18 protein-coding genes and 1 other annotated feature are annotated in these 26353 nt (G+C 38.3%); of the genes, 15 read left to right on the top strand and 3 right to left on the bottom strand.

Going from position 1 to position 26353, the window contains the following annotated elements; all coding sequences use genetic code 11:
* The first annotated feature begins 370 nt into the window (after positions 1–370).
* The 3 genes from lonB to yihA all read left to right on the top strand — a co-directional run bounded on the left by lonB (position 371) and on the right by yihA (position 5177).
* A complete protein-coding gene (lonB, locus tag AC4G3L_RS05835) occupies positions 371–2035 on the top strand; it encodes an ATP-dependent protease LonB (protein WP_491076029.1) in 1665 nt (554 codons plus the stop codon).
* Between the two features lie 239 nt (positions 2036–2274).
* Positions 2275–4599, top strand: a complete 2325-nt coding sequence (gene lon, locus AC4G3L_RS05830; RefSeq protein WP_491076028.1) for an endopeptidase La — start codon at positions 2275–2277, stop codon at positions 4597–4599.
* The gene (yihA, locus tag AC4G3L_RS05825; protein WP_491076027.1) at positions 4596–5177 is read left to right on the top strand and encodes a ribosome biogenesis GTP-binding protein YihA/YsxC; all 582 of its coding nucleotides are present in this window, start codon (positions 4596–4598) and stop codon (positions 5175–5177) included. The genes lon and yihA overlap by 4 nt, the downstream gene beginning before the upstream one ends.
* A gap of 205 nt (positions 5178–5382) precedes the next feature.
* Here yihA and AC4G3L_RS05820 read toward each other — a convergent pair whose 3' ends face one another.
* Both AC4G3L_RS05820 and AC4G3L_RS05815 read right to left on the bottom strand, forming a co-directional pair.
* Positions 5383–5568: a hypothetical protein gene (locus AC4G3L_RS05820; protein ID WP_491076026.1), complete on the bottom strand. Its 186-nt coding sequence runs from the start codon at positions 5566–5568 to the stop codon at positions 5383–5385.
* Between the two features lie 144 nt (positions 5569–5712).
* A complete protein-coding gene (locus AC4G3L_RS05815) occupies positions 5713–6198 on the bottom strand; it encodes a hypothetical protein (protein WP_491076025.1) in 486 nt (161 codons plus the stop codon).
* Positions 6199–6482: 284 nt separating this feature from the next.
* Here AC4G3L_RS05815 and hemA point away from each other — a divergent pair, with 284 nt between their 5' ends.
* From hemA to ysxE, 8 genes are all read left to right on the top strand, one after another.
* Positions 6483–7844, top strand: coding sequence for a glutamyl-tRNA reductase (gene hemA, locus AC4G3L_RS05810; protein WP_491076024.1), 1362 nt, complete (start codon positions 6483–6485; stop codon positions 7842–7844).
* A gap of 18 nt (positions 7845–7862) precedes the next feature.
* Entirely contained in the window at positions 7863–8693 is an 831-nt protein-coding gene (locus tag AC4G3L_RS05805) for a cytochrome C assembly family protein (protein WP_491076023.1), read from the top strand.
* A gap of 13 nt (positions 8694–8706) precedes the next feature.
* On the top strand, positions 8707–9639 hold the full coding sequence (gene hemC, locus AC4G3L_RS05800) for a hydroxymethylbilane synthase (protein ID WP_491076022.1): 933 nt from the start codon (positions 8707–8709) through the stop codon (positions 9637–9639).
* The gene (locus AC4G3L_RS05795) at positions 9640–10419 is read left to right on the top strand and encodes a uroporphyrinogen-III synthase (protein ID WP_491076021.1); all 780 of its coding nucleotides are present in this window, start codon (positions 9640–9642) and stop codon (positions 10417–10419) included. It begins immediately after the preceding gene.
* 17 nt (positions 10420–10436) lie between these two features.
* Positions 10437–11423: a porphobilinogen synthase gene (hemB, locus tag AC4G3L_RS05790; protein WP_491076020.1), complete on the top strand. Its 987-nt coding sequence runs from the start codon at positions 10437–10439 to the stop codon at positions 11421–11423.
* 27 nt (positions 11424–11450) lie between these two features.
* Positions 11451–12740 carry a glutamate-1-semialdehyde 2,1-aminomutase gene (gene hemL, locus AC4G3L_RS05785; RefSeq protein ID WP_491076019.1) on the top strand — a complete coding sequence of 430 codons (1290 nt, stop codon included), beginning with the start codon at positions 11451–11453 and terminating at the stop codon, positions 12738–12740.
* A 243-nt stretch (positions 12741–12983) separates the two neighbouring features.
* Positions 12984–14456 (top strand): LysM peptidoglycan-binding domain-containing protein, encoded by a 1473-nt coding sequence (locus tag AC4G3L_RS05780; RefSeq protein ID WP_491076018.1) that lies wholly within the window; start codon positions 12984–12986, stop codon positions 14454–14456.
* A 194-nt stretch (positions 14457–14650) separates the two neighbouring features.
* Entirely contained in the window at positions 14651–15673 is a 1023-nt protein-coding gene (gene ysxE / locus AC4G3L_RS05775) for a spore coat protein YsxE (protein ID WP_491076017.1), read from the top strand.
* 121 nt (positions 15674–15794) lie between these two features.
* Here the strand turns inward: ysxE and AC4G3L_RS05770 are convergent, their stop codons facing one another.
* Positions 15795–15983, bottom strand: a complete 189-nt coding sequence (locus tag AC4G3L_RS05770; protein WP_491076016.1) for a YszA family small membrane protein — start codon at positions 15981–15983, stop codon at positions 15795–15797.
* Between the two features lie 223 nt (positions 15984–16206).
* Positions 16207–16444: a binding site (T-box leader), on the top strand.
* Positions 16445–16512: 68 nt separating this feature from the next.
* On the opposite strand from AC4G3L_RS05770, the gene AC4G3L_RS05765 reads away from it, so the two are divergent.
* The 4 genes from AC4G3L_RS05765 to AC4G3L_RS05750 all read left to right on the top strand — a co-directional run bounded on the left by AC4G3L_RS05765 (position 16513) and on the right by AC4G3L_RS05750 (position 26289).
* The gene (locus AC4G3L_RS05765; RefSeq protein ID WP_491076015.1) at positions 16513–19164 is read left to right on the top strand and encodes a valine--tRNA ligase; all 2652 of its coding nucleotides are present in this window, start codon (positions 16513–16515) and stop codon (positions 19162–19164) included.
* A 99-nt stretch (positions 19165–19263) separates the two neighbouring features.
* Positions 19264–20574: a bifunctional folylpolyglutamate synthase/dihydrofolate synthase gene (locus tag AC4G3L_RS05760; RefSeq protein ID WP_491076014.1), complete on the top strand. Its 1311-nt coding sequence runs from the start codon at positions 19264–19266 to the stop codon at positions 20572–20574.
* A gap of 145 nt (positions 20575–20719) precedes the next feature.
* A complete protein-coding gene (locus AC4G3L_RS05755) occupies positions 20720–22441 on the top strand; it encodes a sensor domain-containing diguanylate cyclase (RefSeq protein ID WP_491076013.1) in 1722 nt (573 codons plus the stop codon).
* 374 nt (positions 22442–22815) lie between these two features.
* A complete protein-coding gene (locus AC4G3L_RS05750; protein WP_491076012.1) occupies positions 22816–26289 on the top strand; it encodes an Ig-like domain-containing protein in 3474 nt (1157 codons plus the stop codon).
* Positions 26290–26353 lie beyond the last annotated feature (64 nt).

Below are 26353 nucleotides of genomic sequence, written 5' to 3'. Positions count from 1 at the left end.
ACGTGGCGAAATTAGTCTTCGTTCCTTAGTCAGCCGTTTCAGCTTTTTTAGTCAATCCAGCTTCGACTCCTAGCTCCTCGAGACATAAGTGTAGCCGCTACGGGAGGAAAAAGGGCCTCCCTGCGCGCCTCCTCTTATGCTTGTCGGAGCTGACCAGTCGTCTCAGCTTTTTTATGTAATCCAGCTTCAACGGCTAGAAGCTCAGGACATAAGCATGATCTCTGCAGGAGGGAAGAACGCATCCTTCCGAGCCCCTGTCTTATGCTCCTCGCTTCTGGTCGAGCCGTTTCAGCTTTTTAGTGTTTATTCCTTCCTTTCTAGGGAGATACTAGCTTGTATCTCAACGAAGTGATTTCAGGAGGGTTCTTATATGAGTTGGACGGGTGTGGTTATCGTTATCCAGTTGTTTTTTGGGATAGTGATTGGATTGTATTTTTTAAATTTGTTGAAGGGTCAAAGGGTACAGAAGGTATCAATTGATAGGGAAGCGAAGAAGGAGATGGATCAGCTTCATCGGATGAAGTCTATCTCATTGACTGAACCGCTTTCTGAAAAAGTAAGACCGGCACGGTTTGAAGATATTATTGGACAAGAGAATGGGATTAAAGCACTAAAAGCAGCACTATGTGGTCCTAACCCACAGCATGTATTAATTTATGGACCGCCTGGAATTGGAAAAACGGCTGCTGCGAGACTGGTATTGGAAGAAGCCAAAACAAACCTGAAATCCCCATTTAGGCAAACTGCAACGTTTGTTGAATTGGATGCTACAACAGCAAGGTTCGATGAAAGAGGAATTGCTGACCCACTTATCGGTTCTGTTCATGATCCCATTTATCAAGGCGCTGGAGCGATGGGACAGGCGGGTATTCCCCAGCCTAAACAGGGGGCAGTCTCGAATGCACATGGCGGTATTTTATTTATTGATGAAATCGGAGAATTGCACAATATACAAATGAATAAATTATTGAAAGTATTGGAAGATCGAAAAGTTCATTTTGAAAGTGCATATTATAATGAAGAGAATCCGAATATCCCTAAACATATACATGAAATTTTTCAAAATGGGTTACCTGCTGATTTTCGGCTTGTCGGTGCTACAACGAGAACGCCTTCTGAAATTCCGCCCGCGATTCGCTCCAGATGCTTGGAGATTTTCTTTCGTGAATTAAATCAAGAGGAATTGAAGCAGGTTGCCAGGAACGCTGCCACACGTGTTTCTTTAGATATCAGTATGGAGGGGCTTAATACTATAGGAAATTTTGCCGGCAATGGACGAGAAGCTGTGAATATGGTTCAGAGTGCTGCTGGTTTAGCGATAACAGAGAATAGAAATTATATTAAAGATGAAGACATTGAGTGGATTGTTCAATCAAGCCAAATGTCTCCAAGATATCAAAGATTTATTGCGAATGAATCTGCTATTGGTGTTGTTAATGGTCTTGCTGTAACTGGACCAAGCACAGGGGTACTACTTGAAATTGAAGTGACGGTTATTGATGCGGAAGAAAAAGGATCTGTTAATATTACAGGTATTGTAGAAGAAGAAAGTATTAATAGTGCTGGTAAATCGATCAGAAGAAAAAGTATGGCGAAGGGTTCCATTGAAAATGTCGTGACAGTCCTACGAACAATTGGCGTCCCAGCTGATAAATATGATATCCATGTTAATTTTCCAGGTGGGATACCGATTGATGGTCCCTCGGCAGGTGTCGCAATGGCCGTTGGGATTTACTCGGCTATTTATCAAATACCGGTAAAGAATAATGTGGCGATGACAGGAGAACTTAGTATTCACGGGAAGGTTAAACCAGTGGGCGGTGTGTTTACGAAAGTGACGGCAGCTAAATTAGCAGGGGCTGATGTGGTTCTAATACCTGAAGAAAATAAACAAGCTCTTCTAGACCAAATTGAAAACATTGAAATTAAACCAGTTAAGCACCTAAAGGAAGTATTTCAACAAGTATTTGATCGTACAACTGCCATTGATACTATTATCGAAAATAGGCCACGATCCGAAAGGGAAAGCGGCTAAGGAAGCAATATTAAAAGGCTTGCATAGAGCGAGCCTTTTTTTCGTCTACATTGCATATTTTCAGGAAAAGAATGTTATCTTAAAATTAATATAAAAGATGTTACGTACACTTGGGAATAGGGAAGAAAAGTAACAAGGTTTCGTTTGTCGTCCCAAATAGACACAAACAAGTAAATACGATAAAATTGGTAAAAGACTATGATCAATACATATATTAGCATGTCTTGGAGGTGCAGCAAATGGCAAACATTATGGACAAAAACGTTCCCCTCCTACCGCTTCGAGGATTGCTTGTTTTCCCAACGATGGTTCTCCATCTGGATGTTGGAAGGGAAAAATCTGTTCAGGCGCTAGAGAAAGCGATGGTAGATGACCATTTGATATTTTTAACAACCCAAAAGGAAGCATCTACAGATGAACCTAGTGAAGATGATTTGTATGAAATGGGTACACTCACCAAAGTAAAACAAATGCTTAAACTCCCGAATGGAACAATTCGTGTTTTGGTAGAAGGTTTATCAAGAGCAAAAATGGTTTCCTATGAGGATGATAGTGATTTCCTCACTGCGAAGCTGGAAATGATAGAGGATACAATAGATAAAGATCCAGAAACAGAAGCTTTAATGAGAACTTTATTAAATTACTTTGAACAGTACATAAAAATCTCAAAAAAGGTTACAACCGAAACATATAATTCAACTGAAGATATAGAAGAGCCGGGCAGACTGGCTGATATCGTAACTTCCCACTTGCCGATTAAATTAAAAGACAAGCAAGAAATACTCGAGACGATTGATGTAAAAGAAAGATTAAACAAAGTGATTAGTTTAATCAATAATGAAAAAGAAGTTTTGAATCTCGAGAAGAAGATTGGTCTTCGGGTTAAAAAGTCAATGGAACGCACCCAAAAGGAATATTATCTACGTGAACAAATGAAAGCAATTCAGAAAGAACTGGGTGATAAAGAAGGAAAGGCTGCTGAAATTGCCGAATTGGCTAAGAAGATTAAGGAATCAGGCATGCCTGCCCATGTCATGGAGACGGCTCTTAAGGAACTGGATCGTTATGAAAAAATTCCGGCGACCTCTGCTGAGAGTGCAGTAATCCGTAATTATATTGAATGGCTGGTTGTAATTCCATGGTCTAATAAAACAAAAGATGACCTGAATATCAAAAAAGCTGAAAACATTCTGGATAAAGATCATTATGGTCTTGAAAAGGTTAAAGAGCGTGTGCTTGAATATTTAGCTGTTCAGAAGCTGACTAATTCATTAAAAGGACCAATTCTATGCTTGGCAGGACCGCCTGGGGTAGGTAAAACAAGTTTGGCAAAATCCATTGCCAAATCTCTGAATCGAAATTTTGTCCGTGTTTCACTTGGAGGAGTCCGGGATGAATCAGAAATCCGCGGACATCGCCGTACATATGTAGGTGCTATGCCTGGACGTATTATTCAAGGGATGAAAAAAGCGGGAACCATTAATCCAGTTTTCTTATTGGATGAGATTGATAAGATGTCCAATGATTTTCGTGGAAATCCTTCTTCAGCTATGCTGGAAGTACTTGACCCTGAGCAAAATCATACGTTCAGCGATCACTATATTGAGGAAACCTATGATTTATCCAATGTGATGTTTATTGCAACAGCCAATGATTTATCAACGATTCCAGCACCTTTGCGTGATCGTATGGAGATTATTAATCTTTCCGGTTATACCGAAATTGAAAAACTCCATATTGCTAAAGATCATCTGTTGATTAAACAAATTAAAGCCCATGGGTTAACAAAAAGCCAGCTCCAAATGAAAGAGGAAGCACTCATCAAAATCATTAGGCAATATACGAGAGAAGCTGGAGTTCGTACGTTGGAAAGACAACTGGCAGCAGTTTGCCGTAAAGTAGCTAAGATTATTGTATCAGGTGAAAAAAAGAAAGTAATTGTCAATGAAAAAGTTGTAATTGAATTCCTTGGGAAGCCATATTTCCGATATGGAGAAGCAGAGCGTGAAGACCAGGTTGGAGTAGCAACTGGACTTGCCTATACGACATTTGGTGGAGATACACTTCAAATTGAAGTTTCTTTATCTCCAGGTAAGGGCAAACTTGAGTTAACGGGCAAGCTTGGCGATGTCATGAAGGAATCAGCACAGGCGGCATTTAGCTATGTACGCTCTAAGGCTGAAGAATTTGGCATTGACAAGGATTTCTATGAGAAATATGATATTCATATTCATGTTCCTGAAGGAGCTGTCCCAAAAGATGGTCCATCTGCAGGTATTACAATAGCTACTGCCTTGATTTCAGCGCTTACGGGTAAAGCAATTCGTAAGGAAGTAGGGATGACTGGTGAAATAACATTGCGTGGCCGCGTATTGCCGATTGGTGGATTAAAGGAAAAATCATTGAGTGCTCATCGGGCAGGATTGAAGAAAATCATTTGTCCGATTGATAATGAGAGAGATATTGATGATATTCCGGAAAGTGTTCGTGAAGAATTAGAATTCGTATTTGTATCACAACTTGATGAAGTGCTGCAACATGCATTGGTAGGTGGAGAAAGTTGAAAATTACTCAAGCAGAGATTGTGATGAGTGCTGTTAAACCGGAGCAATATCCAAAGGATGGATTTCCGGAATTTGCACTTGCTGGGCGTTCAAATGTAGGAAAATCTTCTTTTATAAATAAAATGCTCAATCGGAAAGGGTTGGCTCGTACATCATCTAAACCAGGTAAAACACAAACATTGAACTTTTATAAGCTTAATGAACAATTATTTTTCGTCGATGTTCCGGGTTATGGATATGCGAAAGTACCTAAATCTGAACGTGAAGCCTGGGGAAGGATGATAGAAACATATATCACGTCACGGGAGACTTTACGTGCGATGCTTTTAATCATTGATCTGCGTCATAAACCATCTGTGGATGATGTGATGATGTATGATTTTCTTAAACATTATGAGATTCCTTGTATCATTATCGCAACAAAAGCGGATAAAATTCCAAAAGGTAAATGGCAAAAGCATCTGAAAGTCGTGAAAGAAACACTCAATATGGTTAAAGAAGATGAAGTGATTTTGTTCTCTTCAGAAACGGGCCTTGGAAAAGATACAGCCTGGAATGCGATACAGGCGCGAATATAAAAATGATGCGAAAAGAGAGCTGCATGTTAGTTATGCAGCTCTTTTAATATGTATAGACAGCTTAATTCATTCTTATATCTAAAGAATTTATAAAAAAGAAAGTGATGAGTGATCTGAGGATGAGAGAGTGAACAAATGAAGTAGAATTCTAAAAATCAGGAATTTTTTAAGGATGGATTGTATGTGAAAATCTGACATACAACTACTATGTAGATTGTTTGGATTTAATTCTCCATATGAGGGAAGCGATTAAAATGAGTAGACCGGCGGTTATACCTATTATTTGGTCCACCAAAAGCTCACCTGTTTTAAAATAACGGATAGTAAACATTCCTCCGAAAATAAGAAGTATGCTGATGGCAAATTGAATGAAAAATGTGTTTGTCTTCAACCTCTAACACCTCCTCTTAAAATAAAGCATAATATAATCCAAATGTAGTTAATTAATAGACTGGAGATTTCTATAAAAAGAAAGGCAGGTAGCTTAGTGCAGCAACCCTGACCACTATGGTTAGGGCTGCCGTGCTGTCTGCTTTTATTTTTTCTTCTTTTTAAATAGTACGAATCCGCCAAGGAGCATCAGGAAAACGGGCCAATAATGATTAAAGAAATCTATATAGCGGACCAGACCGAGTGTGGTCAGTATTTTCTCGTGAAAAATAAAGATGATGGCAATAGCAAGAAATAAGATGCCAGAACTCTTTCCAATCCCTTTCTTTAAAGAAATCAATAAAAACCCAAAACTAATCAATAAAAACAGGACGGTATGCTCAGCTGGCCAGTATTCCAGCCGTACTGTTATGTACTGGTGTAAGCCAAATCCAGTGAATAAGATCCCCGGTAATATAAAGTCAGATTGACTGCCAAACTTGCTTTCGGCAAGAAAAGCAATACCGATAATAATGCAAAGAGATCCCCATGAATAATAAGGTGATAAAAGAGAATAGTTAATGGACTTTAAAAAATAGAAAAGACCAAAGCCAATTAAAATAATACTTGAAAAATAACGATATTCTTTCATTTGTAATCTCCCGGTTTATTATTATTGATAATTATTCTAATCTTTGATAATGTACAATTAGTGATTTAATTTACACATACTACTGCATGAGAAACTATTTGGTAATTAATATTTAATTTATTATACATTGATTATATCAGGTTTTTTTATTTCTTAAAATTTCTCAATTAAATGAATAATTGATAAAGAGTTACGAAAATGTTCACATTTTATGGAAAAGATTACATGTGTGCCAATGATATACTTGCAAAAGAATATGCTCAGATGGGGGTGTGGCAGGGGAAATGCATATAATTGTTGTTGGTCTTAATTATAAAACCGCTCCTGTTGAAATCCGTGAGAAAGTCAGCTTTGAACTAGAACAGTTGCCGGAAGCAATGAAAGTATTAAGTAACAAAAAAAGCATTTTAGAGAATATCATTATTTCTACATGTAATCGGACGGAAGTATATGCGGTAGTAGATCAACTGCATACCGGCAGATATTATATGAAAGAATTTTTAGCAGAGTGGTTCTCAATCGATCAAAATGAACTATCTTCCTATTTATATATTTACGAACAGGATGGGGCAGTTAACCATCTATTTCAGGTCGCTTGTGGATTGAATTCAATGGTAATGGGAGAAACTCAAATTCTTGGACAGGTGAAGAAAAGCTACCAGCAGGCACAGGAAGAAAATACTATTGGTGTATTGTTTAACAACCTGTTTAAACGAGTAATTACTCTTGCCAAAAAAGCTCATTCTGAAACGGAAATAAATAAAAATGCGGTATCAATCAGCTATGCGGCGGTTGAGCTCGGCAAAAAAATATTTGGTTCGCTTCAGGATAAGAAGATTTTGATTGTCGGTGCAGGGAAAATGGGTCAGCTTGCTATTGAAAACTTATATGGCAGTGGTGCCAATCAAGTGACGGTAATTAACAGAACTTTAGAAAAAGCTGAAAAATTAGCATCAAGATTCTCAGGTCAGGCAAAAATGCTTGAGGAACTGCAATGTTCCCTGCTTGATGCAGATATTGTAATCAGTTCGACTGGATCTAAGGAATATGTGATTACAAAAGAAATGATGGAAAATATCAATATTTTGAGAAAAGGGCGACCAATTTTCATGGTTGATATTGCTGTTCCGCGTGATTTAGATCCTAAATTGATGGAACTTGACAGCGTCTTTCTTTATGATATAGATGATTTAGAGGGTATTGTTCAGGCAAACCTGGCAGAAAGAAAAGAAGCAGCTGAACAAATTATGATTATGATTGAAAGTGAGCTTGTTGAATTCAATCAATGGATTAAAATGCTTGGTGTTGTGCCTGTTATTTCTGCATTACGCGAGAAAGCATTGGATATTCAGTCCGAAACAATGGAAAGCATGCAACGTAAATTACCTGGCCTAAGTGAAAGAGAATGGAAGGTCATTAATAAACATACGAAGAGTATAATCAATCAGATGCTTAAAGACCCAATTCATTATGCAAAAGATATTGCAGATATGGGCAATCCGGAGGCTGCCTTACAGGCATTTGTTTCAATTTTTAAAATAGAAGAGCATGTACAAGAGCAGGAAGAGAAGGCGATAGTGCCATTCCAATCTAAAGAATCATTGCAGCAAAATAGACCTGTCTTAAAAATGGTGTCACATCCATAATAAGCAAGGATGGGATATATGATTGATATCAATTTAAATAGATTGCAAGAAATTACAATTATATTATATGGACTTAGTGTCTTATTCTATTTCATAGATTTTTTACAAAATAATCGGAAGGCTCATAAGGCAGCCTTCTGGTTTCTTTCGATTGTTTGGTTCATGCAAACAATTTTTTTATTTCTATATATGTTTGAAGTAGGAAGATTCCCGGTTCTGACCCTATTTGAAGGTTTATATTTTTACGTGTGGATATTGATTACCTTCTCACTTATCCTAAACCGGATATTGCGGACAGATTTTTTTATGTTTTTTACAAACGTGATAGGGTTTGGGCTAATGGTTATTCATATATTCTCAACATTAGAGGCCTATTCTACAGCAGAAGCGCAAACAAAGTTGTTATCTGAGCTATCCATGATTCATATTACAGTTGCCATTTTATCTTACGCGGCGTTTGCTCTTTCCTTTGTCTTTTCTATTTTATATTTAATACAGTATGATTTGTTAAAGCGAAAGAAATGGGGGAAAAGGCTGAACAGGCTGGGAGATCTGGCTAAACTGGAACAGCTGTCTTATATATTGGTAGCAATCGGTGTTCCAATGTTATTATTATCATTAATACTGGGTCTTGAATGGGCCTATATAATAGTTTCGGATATTAATTGGTATGATAGTAAAATTCTTGGCTCATTTGCCTGCCTAATCATATATGGAATCTATTTATATCTTAAAGTTAACAATCGGATTTATGGGAAATCACTCGCTTATTGGAATATTGGTTCATTCTTGTTCGTGCTAGTGAATTTCTTCTTTTTCGGCAGTATATCCGCATTTCATGTCTATTGATGGAGGGTAAATCATGAGAAAAATTATTATTGGTTCACGTAGAAGCAAATTGGCATTGACACAATCTAATTGGGTCATTGATCAGCTGAAAAATCTTGGATTACCGTTTGAATTCGAATTGAAAGAAATCGTGACAAAGGGTGACAAAATATTAGACGTGACTCTCTCAAAAGTGGGAGGAAAAGGTCTTTTTGTAAAAGAAATTGAACAAGCCATGCTTGATGGTGAAATTGATATGGCTATCCATAGCATGAAAGATATGCCTGCAGAGCTTCCGGAAGGGCTAACGATTGGTTGTATTCCTGTGCGTGAGGATCATCGTGATGTACTCATTTCGAAAAATAATCTTACGCTCGCTGAATTGCCTGAAGGTGCGATTGTTGGGACAAGCAGCTTAAGAAGAAGTGCTCAATTATTGGCTAAACGCCCGGACTTAACCATTAAATGGATTAGAGGAAATGTAGATACACGTATACAAAAATTAAAGGACGAAGATTATGATGCTATCGTCCTCGCGGCAGCTGGCCTTTCAAGATTAGGCTGGAAGAAAGATATCGTCAGTGATTTTCTGGATGAAGATACGTGTATTCCAGCAGTGGGTCAAGGTGCACTGGCAATCGAATGCAGAGCGGATGATCATGAATTATTGAAGGAACTAGCTAAATTGACTTGTCAGGATACAAAAGAAGCTGTCACAGCAGAACGAGTCTTCCTGAATAAAATGGAGGGTGGCTGTCAGGTTCCCATTGCAGGGTTTGCATTTAAAGATGAAACAGGAACTTTACATTTCCAGGCCCTTGTTGGATCGCCTGACGGGAATACCATTTATCGAGAAAAAGTTTCCGGTAGTGACGCTGAGTCTTTAGGCGCGACCGCTGCCAATCGTTTGATTGAGCAAGGAGCGAAGGCATTAATCGAAAAGGTTAAAGAGGAGATGGAAAGCTAAATGGAGCATTCCATGTTTCTTCGGAATAAGTGCGTACTAGTTACGAGAGAAGAATCGCAGGCCGAACAATTGTGTACCATGATTGCTGAGCATGGAGGGGTACCAATTAAGGTACCTCTTATTTCATTTCAAAAGCCTGAAGCAAATCTGCTTAAGATAGCTAAGGAAAAGTTGAATAGGATCACATCCTTTGATTGGCTCGTTTTTACAAGCAAGCCGGGTGTCGATCTATTTTGTGATATGATGAACGAAATGGGACATGATCAAGTAATTCCTAAAATAGCGGCGATTGGGAAGAAAACGAGTGCAGCACTGCAGATGCACGGTTTGCAACCATCTTTTATTCCACCAAAGTACGTGGCTGAATCTTTTTTACCGTCATTTATGGAAGTCGTGGACAAGAGGGAATCCGTCCTTATTATAAAGGGTGACTTGTCGAGAGATTATTTATTTAATGGACTGACAGCTGCGGGTATACACACAGAAGAGTCCATTGTTTATTCTAACCGTCTGCCCACTGCAAGTGAACAAGCTTTAGTAGATTCACTTACGAATAAAAAGATTGATATTCTTTTATTTACCAGTCCTTCGACTGTAAATAATTTTATGAAAATAGTGAAAAAACATAATTTGTTTGCCTGCTTGACAGATAAAGTGACAGTTGCCATCGGTCCGGTTACAAGGAAAAGAGCTGAAGAGCTTGGTATTGCTGTTACACTATGCCCCAAGCAATATACCGTGGAAGATATGATGAAAGAATTAGCACAGTATTATTCGTAATGGAGGAGGGTCCTAAAATGGCCAATATTGAATTTGATCGACACAGAAGATTAAGAAGAAATGCATCTATGAGAGCGCTTGTACGTGAAACTCATTTACATGTAGAAGATTTTATTTATCCGATTTTTATTACAGAAGGAACAAATGAAAAGAACCCGATTGCTTCTATGCCGGGAATCTTTCAATTTTCTATGGATCGTTTAAAAGAGGAAATGGATGAAGTGGCTTCACTTGGCATCAAATCTGTCATTCTCTTTGGAGTGCCCGATGAAGATCATAAGGATGAATGCGGTACAGGTGCTTTTCACACTCATGGTATTGTCCAAAAAGGTATTCGCTTTGTTAAAGAACACTATCCTGAAATCCTGGTTGTTGCTGATACTTGCTTATGTGAATATACAAGTCATGGGCACTGTGGAATGGTTGAAAACGGAGAAGTACTGAATGATGAAAGTCTCGAACTTCTTGTAAAAACAGCTGTCAGCCAGGCTGAAGCAGGAGCAGATATTATTGCCCCTTCCAATATGATGGATGGATTCGTAGCGGCCATTCGCCAGGGGCTTGATGAATCAGGTTATCCGCATATTCCGATCATGTCCTATGCTGTTAAATATTCATCCGCTTTTTATGGTCCTTTCCGTGATGCTGCCAATAGTGCACCGCAATTTGGGGACAGAAAATCCTATCAAATGGATTATGCCAATCGCCTTGAAGCGTTGCGCGAAGCTGAATCTGATGCAATGGAAGGAGCAGATTTCCTAATTGTGAAACCGGCTCTGGCATTCCTTGATATCATTCGTGATGTGAAGAATACAGTTAACCTACCTCTTGTAGCTTATAATGTAAGTGGTGAATATTCCATGGTTAAGGCCGCAGGTGCAAATGGCTGGATCGATGAAAAAGCGATCGTGATGGAAATGCTGGTAGGCATGAAGCGTGCCGGTGTAGATTTAATTATTACCTACTTTGCAAAAGATGCAGCTAAATGGTTGAAAGAAAATTAATTCCATCTATAAAGGAGATTGCAATATATGCGTTCATATGAAAATTCTAAGAAAGCATTCCAAGAATCTTTAAATTTATTACCAGGCGGTGTAAACAGTCCGGTTCGTGCATTTAAATCAGTGAATATGGATCCGATTTTTATGGAAAAGGGGAAAGGGTCTAAAATCTATGATATCGATGGCAATGAATATATAGACTATGTTCTTTCTTGGGGACCGTTAATTCTTGGCCATGCAAACGATCGGGTTGTGGAGGCGATAAAAAAGGTTGCTGAAACTGGAACAAGCTTTGGTGCTCCAACCCTTATGGAGAATAAATTAGCACAACTTGTTATTGATCGTGTGCCTTCCATTGAAATGATACGAATGGTATCATCCGGAACAGAAGCAACTATGAGTGCACTTCGGTTGGCAAGAGGGTATACAGGGCGCGATAAAATCCTTAAGTTTGAAGGGTGTTATCATGGGCATGGAGATTCATTGCTTATCAAAGCAGGTTCTGGTGTTGCTACATTAGGTTTGCCGGACAGCCCGGGAGTCCCGGAAGGCATTGCTCGGAATACGATTACGGTTCCTTACAATGATCTTAAGAGTGTAGAACTTGCTTTTGAACAATTTGGTGAAGATATCGCAGCCGTTATTGTTGAGCCAGTTGCAGGCAATATGGGAGTGGTACCTCCACTGCCAGGTTTCTTGCAGGGATTAAGGGATATTACGGAGGCTCATGGTTCTTTATTAGTTTTTGATGAAGTTATGACTGGTTTCCGTGTTGATTATCAGTGTGCGCAAGGTCATTTTGATATAACTCCAGATTTAACTTGTCTTGGAAAGGTAATTGGTGGTGGACTTCCGGTAGGGGCATTTGGCGGTAAAAAAGAAATTATGAGTCAAATTGCACCAAGTGGGTCTATCTACCAAGCTGGAACATTATCAGGTAACCCAATTGCGATGACAGCAGGCTATGAAACATTAATACAGCTAACTGAGGATACGTATAAAGAGTTTATTAAAAAAGCAGACATCTTAGAGGCAGGTTTTAAAGAAGCAGCTGAAACGTATCATGTACCATTGACCTGTAACCGTGCAGGCTCCATGATTGGCTTCTTTTTCACGGATGGGCAGGTCACAGATTATGAGTCTGCGAAACAATCTGATCTACAATTTTTTGCGGATTATTATAAAGAAATGGCGGAAAATGGCGTCTTCTTGCCGCCTTCTCAATTTGAAGGAATCTTTCTCTCAGTTGAACACAGCGATGAAGACATTCAGAAAACCATACAGGCTGCTCAAAAAGCCTTTAAAGCCATTAAACGATAAAGTGATACTTTGCTCGATGGGATTTTTTTATAGCTGCCAGGCATTAGTTGAACCAACCCGAGTACTTACTGGCGCTAATCTCTAATAAGCGTTACAAATAATATGGTTAGTGAAATCCCTCAGAGTGAAAACTCTGGGGGTTTATTTTTACAGTCATATGCTAAGGATGGAACATATTTTCAGGAACTTTAGCATAGGTTGATAATGGCATTTAGATGAAAAGGGCTGGAAGGAGGAAAACGTGTGTCTGAGGAAAATGCATCGTTATTGCGGCTTTCATTAGAAGAGAATGTGTGGTTTCAAAGAGGACAGGAAGTTGAAGAACTCTATTCCATATCACTTGAACCAAATGTTTCAGCTCATCAGGCAGAACAGTATATCATTCTTAAGGGTACTCTGGATTTAATGGGAGAGTATAAACCGGTTGGAACAAAAGAACAAAAAGATGGAGCGGATGATCCGTTTCGGCGTTATGTTTCTGTTATTGAACAAGGGGAGCACGAATTATTTGAATTCCATCAGCAATTTCCAGTAGATATTACGATTCCTGCAGAAAGAGTCCGGGATATGGATGATCTTAATGTGGGTGTTCATACATTTGATTATAGGTTGCCGGAAAAGGGATATCTGCAGATTGCAGCAGATTTGTGGATTGGTGGTGTTTATGAGGATCTTCCTGATGATCAGCAGCGAGCGGCAGAGGTAGAGGGACGAGTGGAAACATCTCATTATCCAAAAGAAATTCCACAGCAATACGAGGAAGATCATCATCCTCATTTATGGAATAAAGCGGCTGATGAGGTGGAAGAGTCTGCAGAGGAGATTACGATTCAATCAGATGTTCATTATGAGCAAGAGGACGAACAGGAGGAAGTGCCTTTATACCGTTTAAACCAAGCCGAAGATGGAGCAGAAGATAATCAGGAGTCGAATAATCAGGTTGATCCGCCTGTTGATTTTTTTGAAGCTTATACTCCTTTTACACCGCCTTCCGATATTTATGTTGAACAAGACAACCTTTTCTATGTTGAATCGAAGCTAACGCCTCAAGTTAATCAACAACAAGCAGATCACGAGGTTCTGTCAGAAGATGAATCAGAGGAAAAGGAATATACTCCTTTTGCGTATGAACCGGAACAATCAGATAACCAAACGGAACATGAAAATTCCAAGCAATCATTTTCAATTCCAAGTGATCGTACATTTGATGAAGGACCTCCAAAATTAGACGAAGTATCATCATCTAATATTCAATTCGATAATGAGGAAAGTCCTGTAAAAAACAAAGTGCAACATCTGCACTCCCAAGTAGATGAACTGCCGGATCAAACGGAATCATCTATAGAAGAAGATACAGATGAATCCCAGGTACATGAAAAGAAAGAAAAGCAGGCATTCCATAAGTATGCAGAGAAACAGTATCGCTCAAACGAATACTCTACAGAAAAGAAAAAAAGAGAAAATGAAAATGGGAACGCAGAGCAAACTGAAAGTGAATCCAAATCACTCCTATATGATTTGTTTACACAGCAGGAAGAGACCCAGCGAACAAAAGTAAGAGTATGCATTGTTCAGAGCGGAGACAGTATCGAAGTTCTTGCAAACCGATATAAAACGAGCGTTCAGCATATCGCGAGAGTAAATGGTATAGAATTAACCGATCTTAGAGCTGGTCAGGTAATTTATATCCCTGAAGCTGCTGCTTCTTATAAATAATAGGTTCAGTTAACAGCAGAGCGCAGCATTCATGGCTCTGCTTTTTTATTAGAAATTTATAATATAGGACTGATGTGCAGTTCCCATTTTATAAAGAGGGGAAATATATGACGCGGGTTTTTTAGACAATCAGTATAGTCGTGTTGGAGTAGATGGATATCCAAAAAGGCACAAGCAGAAAGGGTGCCACAGGAATGTTAAGAAAAGAGCAGGAATGGATAGCTGAATTTCTAAAAAATTATCAATTGGAACTTGAATTTTACGAGGATTTTGGAAAAGTGAAGAAAGTATATACGAATAATGGCATATTTGCGATTAAAACCATCCCGGCAACCAGAGGATTAGATTTTATCAAAAATGTGCAGACCCTTTATCAAAACGGTTATAACCGAATTGTTCCGATCTTTCCTGCAATAGATGGCAGATATGCTGTGTTAACCCGAGATAAAATCAGTTATCTTATGCCTTGGCTGCCGGATGAACTTATAGAGGAACGGACAGAACGTCATCAGCAAATGTTCAGGGAACTGGCAAGAATGCATACGATATCTGTCAAGGATATCAATACAACTATAGAGGAAAGGGAAGAACATTTTGAAAAAACAGTTAAAAAGTGGGAGGAACAAAAGGAATTCATCCGTGAGATGGTAGTATCCATTGAAAAGAAATGGTATATGTCTCCTTTTGAGCAATTGTTTTGTCTGTGCTTTTATGACTTATCTCAGGCCCTGACGTATTCCTTAAATAAACTTAAGGAGTGGTTTGAAGTCACAAAGGAAGAAGAAAAAGTCCGCAGTGTTGTAACGCATGGAAACATCTCGATTCACCACTTCTTATATAGCGAAAATGGATATGGACATTTTATCAATTTTGAACAGACTAAAACAGCTCCTCCTTATTTTGACTTATTGCCTTTCGTCGTCAAACAGTTAAAAACTTACCCGATCCAGGGAGAAGAAATTGTGGAGTGGATTTATCTCTATCTGAAGTATTTCCCTTTCAAGGAAGGAGAAATGCGATTATTTTTATCCTACTTGGCTTATCCGGCCAATTGTATCAAGATGGCTGAACAATATTTGAGAAAAAAAGATAAACAGGATGAGTTACAATTTTGCCGAAAATTCCAAAGGCAGTACTGGTTATTGAAAAATATTGAATATATTATCATGAGGATGGAGCAAATAGAAGAAAGCAAAAAGGCGAAGGATGAAACTTAATTAATATGAGGAAGTTGGAGAAAAAATTTCAGACTATCAATTAACTAAAGCAATAGATAGGACTGTATCAAATAAAACCAGGTAGAACTCACCTGGTCAAAAGTCAACAGATTTAAATAAATTACAAAATATCAAAATGGAAAGCTAAGGCAAGACCAATCAGTAAAAACAACAGGAGTAAATCGAAAGTAGTTGGAAAAAAGAATGTCCGGATACCTTGAAAGACAGCAAATGGTATAGAGAATTGCTGTATCGTATTTCTTGTATTACGAATCCACGGAGGCATATTATATTGTACCTTTTTCCGCATGCGTATTCCCCCTTTATGATAGGGTATAAAATATTGCCCAGACGGGTGACTGTCCATTGGGAATAAATTCAATTGATTCAAAGATTTAATGAAATTCAGCCTGATTAAATGGATTGAATAAAAAATAAAAAAATCGTCAACAATGATTGACGAGTAGATGCATACTTATGTATGATAACAGTATTAAAAAATGATTTCCGCTTAAGTGAAATGAGAATATCTTCTAAAAGCTTTGAATGGGAAGAGTATGTGATGAAGACTGTAAGAGAGAGGAATCCACCGGCTGTAAGATTCCTTCAGTATCTGTCATCGCAGAAGGTCGCCCAGGAGCTGTTTCCGTGAACATGTCAACCAGTAGCGGATAACCGGTGAAGAGCCGTTAAAGAAATGAAGTGCCGACGCATTATTTATTTGTGTTGGAACAAAGGTGGTACCGCGAGACATACCGTTTCGTCCTTTTTTATAGAGGATGAAACGGTTTTTTTTATTGGGATTTTCACCAAAGTATGAATAAAAAGGAGAATGAAATATGGAGCAACAAACGGATATTGGAATGCCGACCAAATACGATCCGCAGTCAATCGAAAAAGGAAGATACGATTGGTGGTTACAGGGAAAATTCTTTGAAGCGGGACAAGATAAACAAAAAGAACCGTATACGATTGTAATTCCTCCTCCAAATGTAACGGGTAAACTTCATTTGGGCCATGCGTGGGATACAGCGCTTCAGGATATTTTGACAAGAATGAAAAGAATGCAGGGGTATGACGTTTTATGGCTGCCAGGCATGGATCATGCAGGAATTGCAACCCAGGCAAAAGTAGAAGAGAAACTGCGCAATCAAGGAATTTCTCGTTATGATTTAGGACGTGAAAAATTCGTTGACGAAACATGGAAATGGAAAGAAGAATATGCTTCTCATATCCGTGAACAATGGGCAAAAATTGGTTTGGGTCTGGATTATTCACGTGAACGTTTTACTCTTGATGAAGGTCTATCAAAGGCTGTACGTGAAGTTTTCGTTAAACTTTATGAAAAAGGCCTTATTTACCGCGGTGAATATATTATTAACTGGGATCCAAGCACAAAAACTGCAATATCTGATATTGAAGTGATTCATAAAGAAGTTAAAGGTGCTTTTTATCATATGCGCTATCCTCTTGCTGATGGCAGTGGACATATTGAAGTGGCAACGACTCGTCCGGAAACGATGCTTGGCGATACAGCTGTTGCCGTTCATCCAGAAGATGACCGTTATAAACACCTAATCGGAAAAACAGTTATTCTGCCAATCGTAGGCAGAGAAATTCCAATCGTTGGCGATGATTATGTAGAGATGGATTTTGGTTCGGGCGTTGTTAAAATTACACCGGCACATGATCCTAATGACTTCGAGGTTGGTAATCGTCACAATCTTGAACGAATTCTAGTTATGAATGAAGACGGAACGATGAACGCGAAGGCTGGTAAATATAAAGGTATGGACCGTTTCAATTGCCGTAAGCAAATAGTAAAAGATCTTCAGGATCAGGGAGTATTGTTCAAAATTGAAGAGCATATCCATCAGGTTGGACACTCTGAAAGAAGCGGTGCCGTTGTCGAACCTTACCTATCCACACAATGGTTTGTAAAAATGGGGCCTTTGGCAGAGCGAGCAATTGAATTACAAAATACGGAAGGTAAAGTAGAATTCGTACCGGAACGTTTTGAAAAAACATATCTGAACTGGATGGATAATATCCATGACTGGTGTATTTCCAGACAGCTTTGGTGGGGCCACCGTATTCCGGCATGGTACCATAAAGAAACTGGTGAAGTATACGTAGGCATGGAAGATCCAGCAGATATTGAAAACTGGACGCAGGATACAGATGTATTGGATACATGGTTCAGTTCTGCATTATGGCCGTTTTCGACAATGGGATGGCCTGATACAGATTCAGAGGACTTTAAACGTTATTATCCAACAGCAGCTCTTGTGACTGGATACGATATTATTTTCTTCTGGGTATCAAGAATGATCTTCCAGGGAATTGAATTCACTGGAGAGCGTCCATTTAAAGATGTATTGATACATGGCCTTGTTCGCGATGAGCATGGCAAGAAAATGAGTAAATCACTTGGCAATGGTGTAGATCCAATGGAGGTTATTGAGAAATATGGTGCAGACTCTCTAAGATATTTCTTAACAACTGGAAGCTCACCTGGACAGGACTTGCGTTTTAGCTATGAAAAAGTAGAATCCGTTTGGAATTTTGCCAATAAGATATGGAATGCTTCACGTTTCTGTCTAATGAATATGAATGGCCTTAAATATGAAGAGATTGATTTAACGGGCGAAAAATCTGTCGCTGATAAATGGATTTTAACACGATTAAACGAAACGATTGAAACCGTAACAAGATTGGCTGATAAATACGAATTCGGTGAAGTTGGCCGTGCATTATACAACTTCATTTGGGATGATTTCTGTGATTGGTATATTGAAATGGCGAAGCTCCCTCTTTATGGAGAAGACGAAGCTGCTAAGCTTACAACACGTTCTATTCTTGCATACGTATTGGATCAAACCATGAGATTATTGCATCCGTTTATGCCATTCATTACAGAAGAAATTTGGCAGAACCTTCCTCATGAGGGCGAGTCAATTACAACAGCATCATGGCCTGTAGTAAATCCGGACTTAACGGATGAAAAAGCTTCTGATGAAATGAAATTGCTTGTAGAAATCATTCGCACGGTTCGTAACATCCGTGCTGAAGTAAATACTCCGCTGAGCAAAAAAATCAAGCTTTCTTTGAAAGCTAAAGATGCAGAAACACAGGCTGTTTTAGAAAAGAACAGCAGCTATATTGAACGCTTCTGTAACCCTGAAGAATTAACAATTGGTACAGATATTCCAGTCGATGATAAAGCAATGACAGCTATCGTTACCGGTGTTGAATTAATTCTTCCGTTGCAAGGTCTATTAAATATTGAAGAAGAACAAAAACGTCTTCAAAAAGAACTTGATAAATGGAAAAAAGAAGTTGAACGAATTGAGAAAAAGCTTTCCAATGAAGGTTTTATGAAAAAAGCACCTGAAAAGGTTATAGAAGAAGAAAGAGCTAAACTGGCAGACTATGTTGAAAAACAGGAAGCTGTACAAGCTCGTCTGAAAGATTTAGAAGAATTGGCTTAAAATTTAGACTGCACCCTGTTCGATGCAATTGAACAGGGTGTTTTTGTTAAATCATGTCATACTAATTCATACGGGACAAACAGTGTGGGAGTGAAAAAAATGATACGAAATTATCAACAGGCAGAAGAATTTCTAGCAAATCGTACAGCAAAACTCGGAATGAATTTTGGACTGGAACGAATGGAAAAGGTCTTGTGTAAGCTATCGAATCCTGAGCGAAGTATACCATGTATACATATTGCAGGCTCCAATGGAAAAGGCTCCACGCTTACCTATCTGAAACATATCTTGAATTCAGAGGGCTACCGGGTCGGTACTTTTACATCTCCCTATCTTGAAAAGTTAAATGAACAAATCATGATTGATGAAGAAATGATCACGGATAATGAATTAGTAGAATTAATGAATTCCATTATTCCCATTTTAAATGAAGCGGAGGAAAATGGAGATTATCTGACTGCTTTTGAAGTAACCACGCTATTAGCTTTTTTGCATTTTAGAAATGAGCAGCCAGACATCCTGATTATTGAAACCGGTCTAGGTGGGCGGCTTGATTCCACTAATGTGATTGAACCGCTTATAGCGATAATAACCAGTATCTCTTTAGAGCATACGAATATTTTGGGGAATTCATTAGGTGAAATTGCAACAGAAAAAGCAGGAATTATCAAGAAAGGTATCTCAGTTATTACAGGTGTCAAAAATGAAGAAGCCCTTGACCCTATAGTAAAAAAGGCAGAAAAAATGAATGCTGTCTTATATGCTTCTGAAAAAGATTTTAAAGTGTTAAATTATTTGCAGCCAATGGATGAGGAAGTTTTTACGGCGGAATGGAAGGGGCACCTGTTGGAAAATCTGCGCATTGGTATGCTTGGGAGCCATCAAGTTGAGAATGCGATGCTTGCTGTCATTAGTTCATTGGTGCTAAGTGAGACGTATGGCTTTCCTGTTCAAGAGGAGAGCATCAGGAAAGGGCTGTCTTCCGCCAAATGGAAAGGGCGTTTTGAGATCGTATCAAACGAACCTCTTATCATTTTAGACGGCGCACATAATGTATCAGGTATAGAGGCCTTACTTTCTACTATTGAAGATCGCTATCCAAAACGTAATGTACATATTTTATTTGCAGCCTTAAAGGATAAAGATTATAAGCAGATGATTCATTTGATTGAACAAAGGGCTGCCAGTATAACTTTTACGGAAATGCCTTTGGAACGAATGAATAAGGCTGAGGAGCTCTTCCAGAATAGCCGGCATCCAGATAAAATTATACAAAAGGATTGGAGAGCGGGGCTGAACAGGATACTAGTTAAAATGGAAGAGGGTGACATGGTGATGGTCACAGGTTCCTTGTATTTCTTAGCGGCTATACGCCCATATATGATAGAAGAATTTAGCCAAAAGTCATAATGAGGTTCATGCAAAGGTAAAACTTTAATGACAATCCTCCATAAGACCTGTTTATTAAAAAAAATGTGTGACAAATGTCAGAATTTTTGATAATATTTGACATGTAGTACACACTGGATAATATTACCTGATTGGAGGGGCGGCAATGGTTAATAGACAAAAACGCTTCGTTATTTGGATCCTTTGGCTTTTGTTCGTCCCTGCAGGATTATTTATTTCTTATACGAAGTTCCCCGTAATGGGAAATTTATTTTCAATTGATATTTTTATGTTCCTGTTACTGCTATGCATTATTACCTATTATCCTATTATGATAAATGGTTTACCAATCTTTCTCCTCCAGGGAGTATCTTTGGCTATCTTTCTACAGTACGGATTATTTGTGGAAATTGTCCTTTCTCAAATCGGGGTACTGACAATCCTTTATCGAATAAAAATTAATAAAGATGAATTTTTCCGCATTCCTATGAATTCCCTGATGTTTTTTATTAATTCAGTAACAAGCAGTTTAATTTACTATTGGCTTGGCGGTCAGCATTCTGGGCTGATTCTATCTGATTTAAGCATATTCTCATTGATTGTCATTCATCAAATCGTATGGTTTCTATCCAATTTTGTATGTGCTTTATTAATAGACCTATTTGTATATGAAACAAAAGTAGCATTTGTTGCAAAAGATCAGGTGGCAGATATAGTATCCAGTATTATCATTTTTCCGATTGGCTTATTACTGTATTCAACCTATCAGGGATTGGGATTGGTATCCATTATAATTGTCGGAATCCCGCTGGTCAGCCTGGCAATGGTCATGCGATTGTATTATCAGGCTGAAAAAGTAAATGCGGATTTGCAAAAAGCCAGCCAAATTGGTCACAGATTAACAGCCAGATTGGAAATCAAGCAAGTCCTTGATTTATTTCTCAGTGAAGTGACAAGGATTTTCCCGGTGGAGGAAACCTATATATTCGGTGTGGATGAAAAGACGAAAAATCGCCTTCGTATGCGAAGGTTTGATAGTAAAATTGAGCCGAGCCAGCCTCATTTAAATGTAATCTCCGCAACCGATAGTTTGATAGGGGAGGTATGGAAATCGAAACAATCCTTATTAATTCACAGCTCTGCATCCTTAAAGAAATATAAAAATCATGGAATGCCGGATTGGGCAGAAAGTATTTTAATTGTTCCTGTTTTAAAGGCTGAGCAGATGGAAGGGGTTATTTTACATATTTCCTCGAGAAAAAACTTTTTTGAAAAAAATCAGTTGATGATTGCTGATATCCTTTCTTCATACCTTGCTTCAGCCTACGAAAATGCAAGGCATTATGAGGAAACAAAAACGAAAAGTGAGCGCTGCTCATTAACGAAGCTTTATAACAACTATTTTCTTGAAGATTATTTAAAAGACCAGTTTAATTTATTAAGGGATAAAAAGTTAGATAACTTGACTCTTATTTTAATAGACTTGGATCACTTTAAGTCGATAAATGATTCATATGGACATTTGAGTGGAAATGATGTGCTATGCCAGGTGGCAGATCGTTTATCCTCTCTTGTAAGGCACAAGGGGATTGCTGCCAGATATGGCGGGGAAGAATTTGTACTGGTGCTTCCTGGAGCGGGAGTTGAAGAAGGCTATCAATTTGCCGAACTGGCACGACAAAAAATTGGCACAAAGCCTTATGAATTAGTATCTGATTTGGGCAGTGATCGCATGAAGGTTCAAGTGAGAGTAACTGCATCAATAGGAGTGTCAACCGCTCCATTAGATGCGGATGATTCTCATTCGTTAATCCGCCATGCAGACCGTGCTATGTATACAGGAGCAAAACAGGCTGGCCGTAACAAGGTGGCGCAGTATAGTAAATAATCAAGACGTATTCTGCCGAGGATGTAGAATACGTTTTTTTTTAAGGCAAATGATGAATTTCGTGAGACCATCATGAGTTTATGTTTTATATATGAAACATTAAATGATATCTATATAGTAAATTGAACTGAATAATTTATCCGAATATTGAACAAATAGAAAGAATTACTATTTTTATATAAAGAATATAGGTCCGCCCATAATTATAAAACCATTTCGAGCTAGGATTATAAACATAGAAGATATGCATTAAAATATTTTTGAAAAATATACAAAATAATGGTAAAGAATGTATAATAGTAAGTAATAAAATAGGTAAATTGTATGAGTTGGGTAATAGATTCTATTTAAAATACAAGGCAGTGGGTGGTTATATGAAAAGAGGGCTAAGGCTGGCAATCGCTTTTTTTATTTTGTTTTCAACAGTGTTGCAAGCTCCGGTTGTAACGCAAGGGGCAGTTAGCACTCCAAAAATAAGAATTTTGGAGATCTACGACAATGCTAATAATTATCCAACAAAGCTAAAGAATGTTCTAGGGGAAAGTAATTTTGAATATACGACAATGCCAATGAAAAAGTTTGTGGCACTGCGAGAAGAATTGGATGGTAAATATGACATGATTGCGATCATGGAAGGCAAATATTCGGAGACAAAGGCTTCCGGCAGCAACCATGACACAACATCCATTCAGAATGATATTACGAGTTTGAAGCTGCAAGAGGTTATCGACAGTTTTATTATTAAGGGGAAACCGGTTATCCTGGAGAGGGAGACGATTGATTCTCATAAAGGGATAATGAGACGGTTAGATTCTTATCTCAATAGGACCAATGTACTGACCTATAGCCGAAAAGGCAGTGGGTGGGAAAAAAACCTTTTAAATAAAGTTAGTGGATATCTAAATAATAGTAACGCAACCGGTCCGAGATTTTCACTCACCACAAAACCAAGTGAAACAACTGCATATCAGGCGGGTGACAATTTAAGCTTTAAAATTACTGTGCAAAAGCCTGTAAATATTGAATCGAGGGATTTGAAAGCTCGGTTATCGATTGATTCAGATTTTAATGATCAATATAGTACTGATGAGATTGTAAAGGAAATACCAATCACCTCGCAAAATAGTACAATTACGTTTGAATTGCCGAAGGGATATTCAGGAGTCCGCTATTGGAAGCTTGAACTAATCGATAATGGTACGGGATTAAAGGATTATAAAAAAGGGATGATCAAGTTTGTCGACCAAACCGTTGAATTGAAAGTCCTGCAGGTTACCCCGAATGCCAATTATAATAGCAGTTTATTGAAAAGCAGCAACATGAACCAATCCTACTTAGATAAAACGAATGAATATAAAATTAATATTGATGTCACTAATATGGAGACGTTTAACGGTTCAACTGGTCTCCATTCACATACGCAAATTAACGGAAAATACGATATGGTCATTTTTGGATTTGGGGATGAGTATAACAGTACGAACTTAAATGAAAATTCGACCGGATCCTTAGAGACATTTATTAGTTCTGAGCAAAGTATTATGTTTACACATGATACAATTTTTGAAAAAGAAGGCAAAGGCAATAATTCAAATAACCATTGGCTGAATCATTTTAAAGCCATCTCTGGCCAAATAGATCCTAAAACTAATTTAGGGTATGGTGCTCCGCGTACCTCTAATTCTACCGCGATTGTAAATAACGGAATTATGACCAGCTACCCTTATAATATGGAAGAAGAAAGAAATCAAAAGGGCTCAACGAAAGATATTGCGCTAACACATAATCAGTACTTTACCTTGAATCTTGAAGATTCCAATGTCATTCCGTGGTATAACATCATAAGTGACCGAACATGGTACCAGGATTGGCAGGATTACAATAATCCCCGGGATGTAAATGACAGCTGGAATCATTATTATACGTATTCCAAGGGAAATATCACATATTCAGGTACAGGCCATACAAATACTGGATTTCCTGATTGGGAACAGAAACTATTCATCAACACCATGTACAGAGCATTTTTAGGTTCGAACCATGCTCCAACGATTAAGGTTATTTCTCCCCATGAGGGTGATCTGATTCCGTCCAATCAAACTATTGAACTAGCCTATAACATACAGGATTTTGATTTAAAGGATAAAAAGATTGCAACAAAAGTCTATGTTAATGACAGGCTTGTATTTGAACAAAAGAATGTAAGCAATGGTACGACAATCGTTCAGCAAATTGCTCATGGTTTGCCTGAGGGAGGAAATGCTGCTATCCGAATCGAAGCGATTGATGCCAAAGGGGCCAAGGCTACGAAAGAGGTAACTGTAAAAGTTGTTAAGCTGCAGACGAATTTGCAGGTTAACAGGACCGTTCAAGTATCCAACCCGGTTAAGGTTGGTGTGGATACGGAGATTACCTATACGATTACCCCGCAGGATATAACGGGAGAACTTGCAAAAGCAATTAATGGAACAACGGTTACCTTAACTAATGTTGCACTAACTGAAAAACTGCCAGCGGGAATGGATGCCAGCGGGTCTGGTAAAACAAGCGGCACACTTGCTTCAGGATTAACGTATACACAAACTTTAAATAATATCGTCTATGAAAAAGTAGGGACTATTTTTAGAGCGGCACCTGTCACGTTTACGGTTAAAGTAAAACCGACTGTGAAAAAAGAATATATATTAAAGGATTCGACGTTAAGTTATAAGAATGCTCTCAATAAGGATGAGAAAGTTCAATTTAACCAATTAACGCTTATTGCCGAAAATGGCTTAGAGTCGGTTTCTTTTCCTGATACGTATGAATTAAGTAAAGATGTGGATCAGAATTTTGCACTTGATCTTATATTAAATCCAAGTAATGCAGGGATTAAAAGTATCGAATGGTCGGAAGGGAGTAATGGAGATATTATAAGCATTAACCCTGAGACAGGTGCAGCAAGAGTTTTAAAAGCTGGGAAGACTAAGGTGAAAGTAAAGGTAACAGATGTTTTTGGCAAAATAATCGAGAAAGAGTCAATCGTGACAGTCCGTAACTACGTGAACAATATCAATATGGACGATATGGCTTTAAATGTCGGGGAAACGAAAGGTTTAGCTGTTACGACCGATCCAGCTGAGAGCAGAGACAGCCTTACCTTAACGTTGACTGATCCATCTATTGCTACCATTGATAAAGATAACTTCACTATAACCGGCCAGAAGCAGGGAGAAACCGTGCTAACAGTAATTGGTATTAACAAAGAAGGAGATCGGATTGTCAAGACAGCAAAGATAACAGTAAGTCCTATACTTGTTGAAAGTATTATAATCACCCCAAACCCTCTGCCAATCAATAAATTTGATAAATATCAGCTTGCCTATGAAGTAAGACCAGATAATGCTACCAACAAGAAAATTATCTGGAATTCTTTGAATCCTGATATTGTTCGGGTAGATGAGAATGGCAAAGTTGAAGGAGTGGGTACCGGAAAAGGTATTGTATTAGTATCTTCTGTGGATGGTAATGCTTCAACAGAGGTATCTGTAAATGTAGGACAGCCTCTTACAGGAATTGCAGTGCCCGATGTAGTCAGTATCGAAAAAGGAGAAACCCGATCTGTAAAGACTTATTTGAATTATTTGCCGTCTGACGCAACAAATGTTACATCTGTAGCCTATTCGATTGGGGACGATTATTACGTATCTCTTAAATCGGATGGAGTATTTACTGGAAATAGAATCGGTAAAGATGTCATTAAGATTACCGTAACGGATGATAAAGGAAAAGAATATTATGCCAATCTTAATGTGAATGTAATAGCACCTGGCAGCGGAGATGATGGAAACGGCAATTCGAAATATTAAGAGAGTAGAAAGGCTCACTCTGCATGTCAGAGTGAGTCCATTTCTTTAAGGAAGAGCTCAGGGG

The sequence above is a fragment of the Bacillus sp. z33 genome (genome assembly GCF_058313615.1).
The sequence above is the reverse complement of the archived record's forward strand: the minus strand, read 5'-3'. Positions and strand labels throughout refer to the sequence as shown.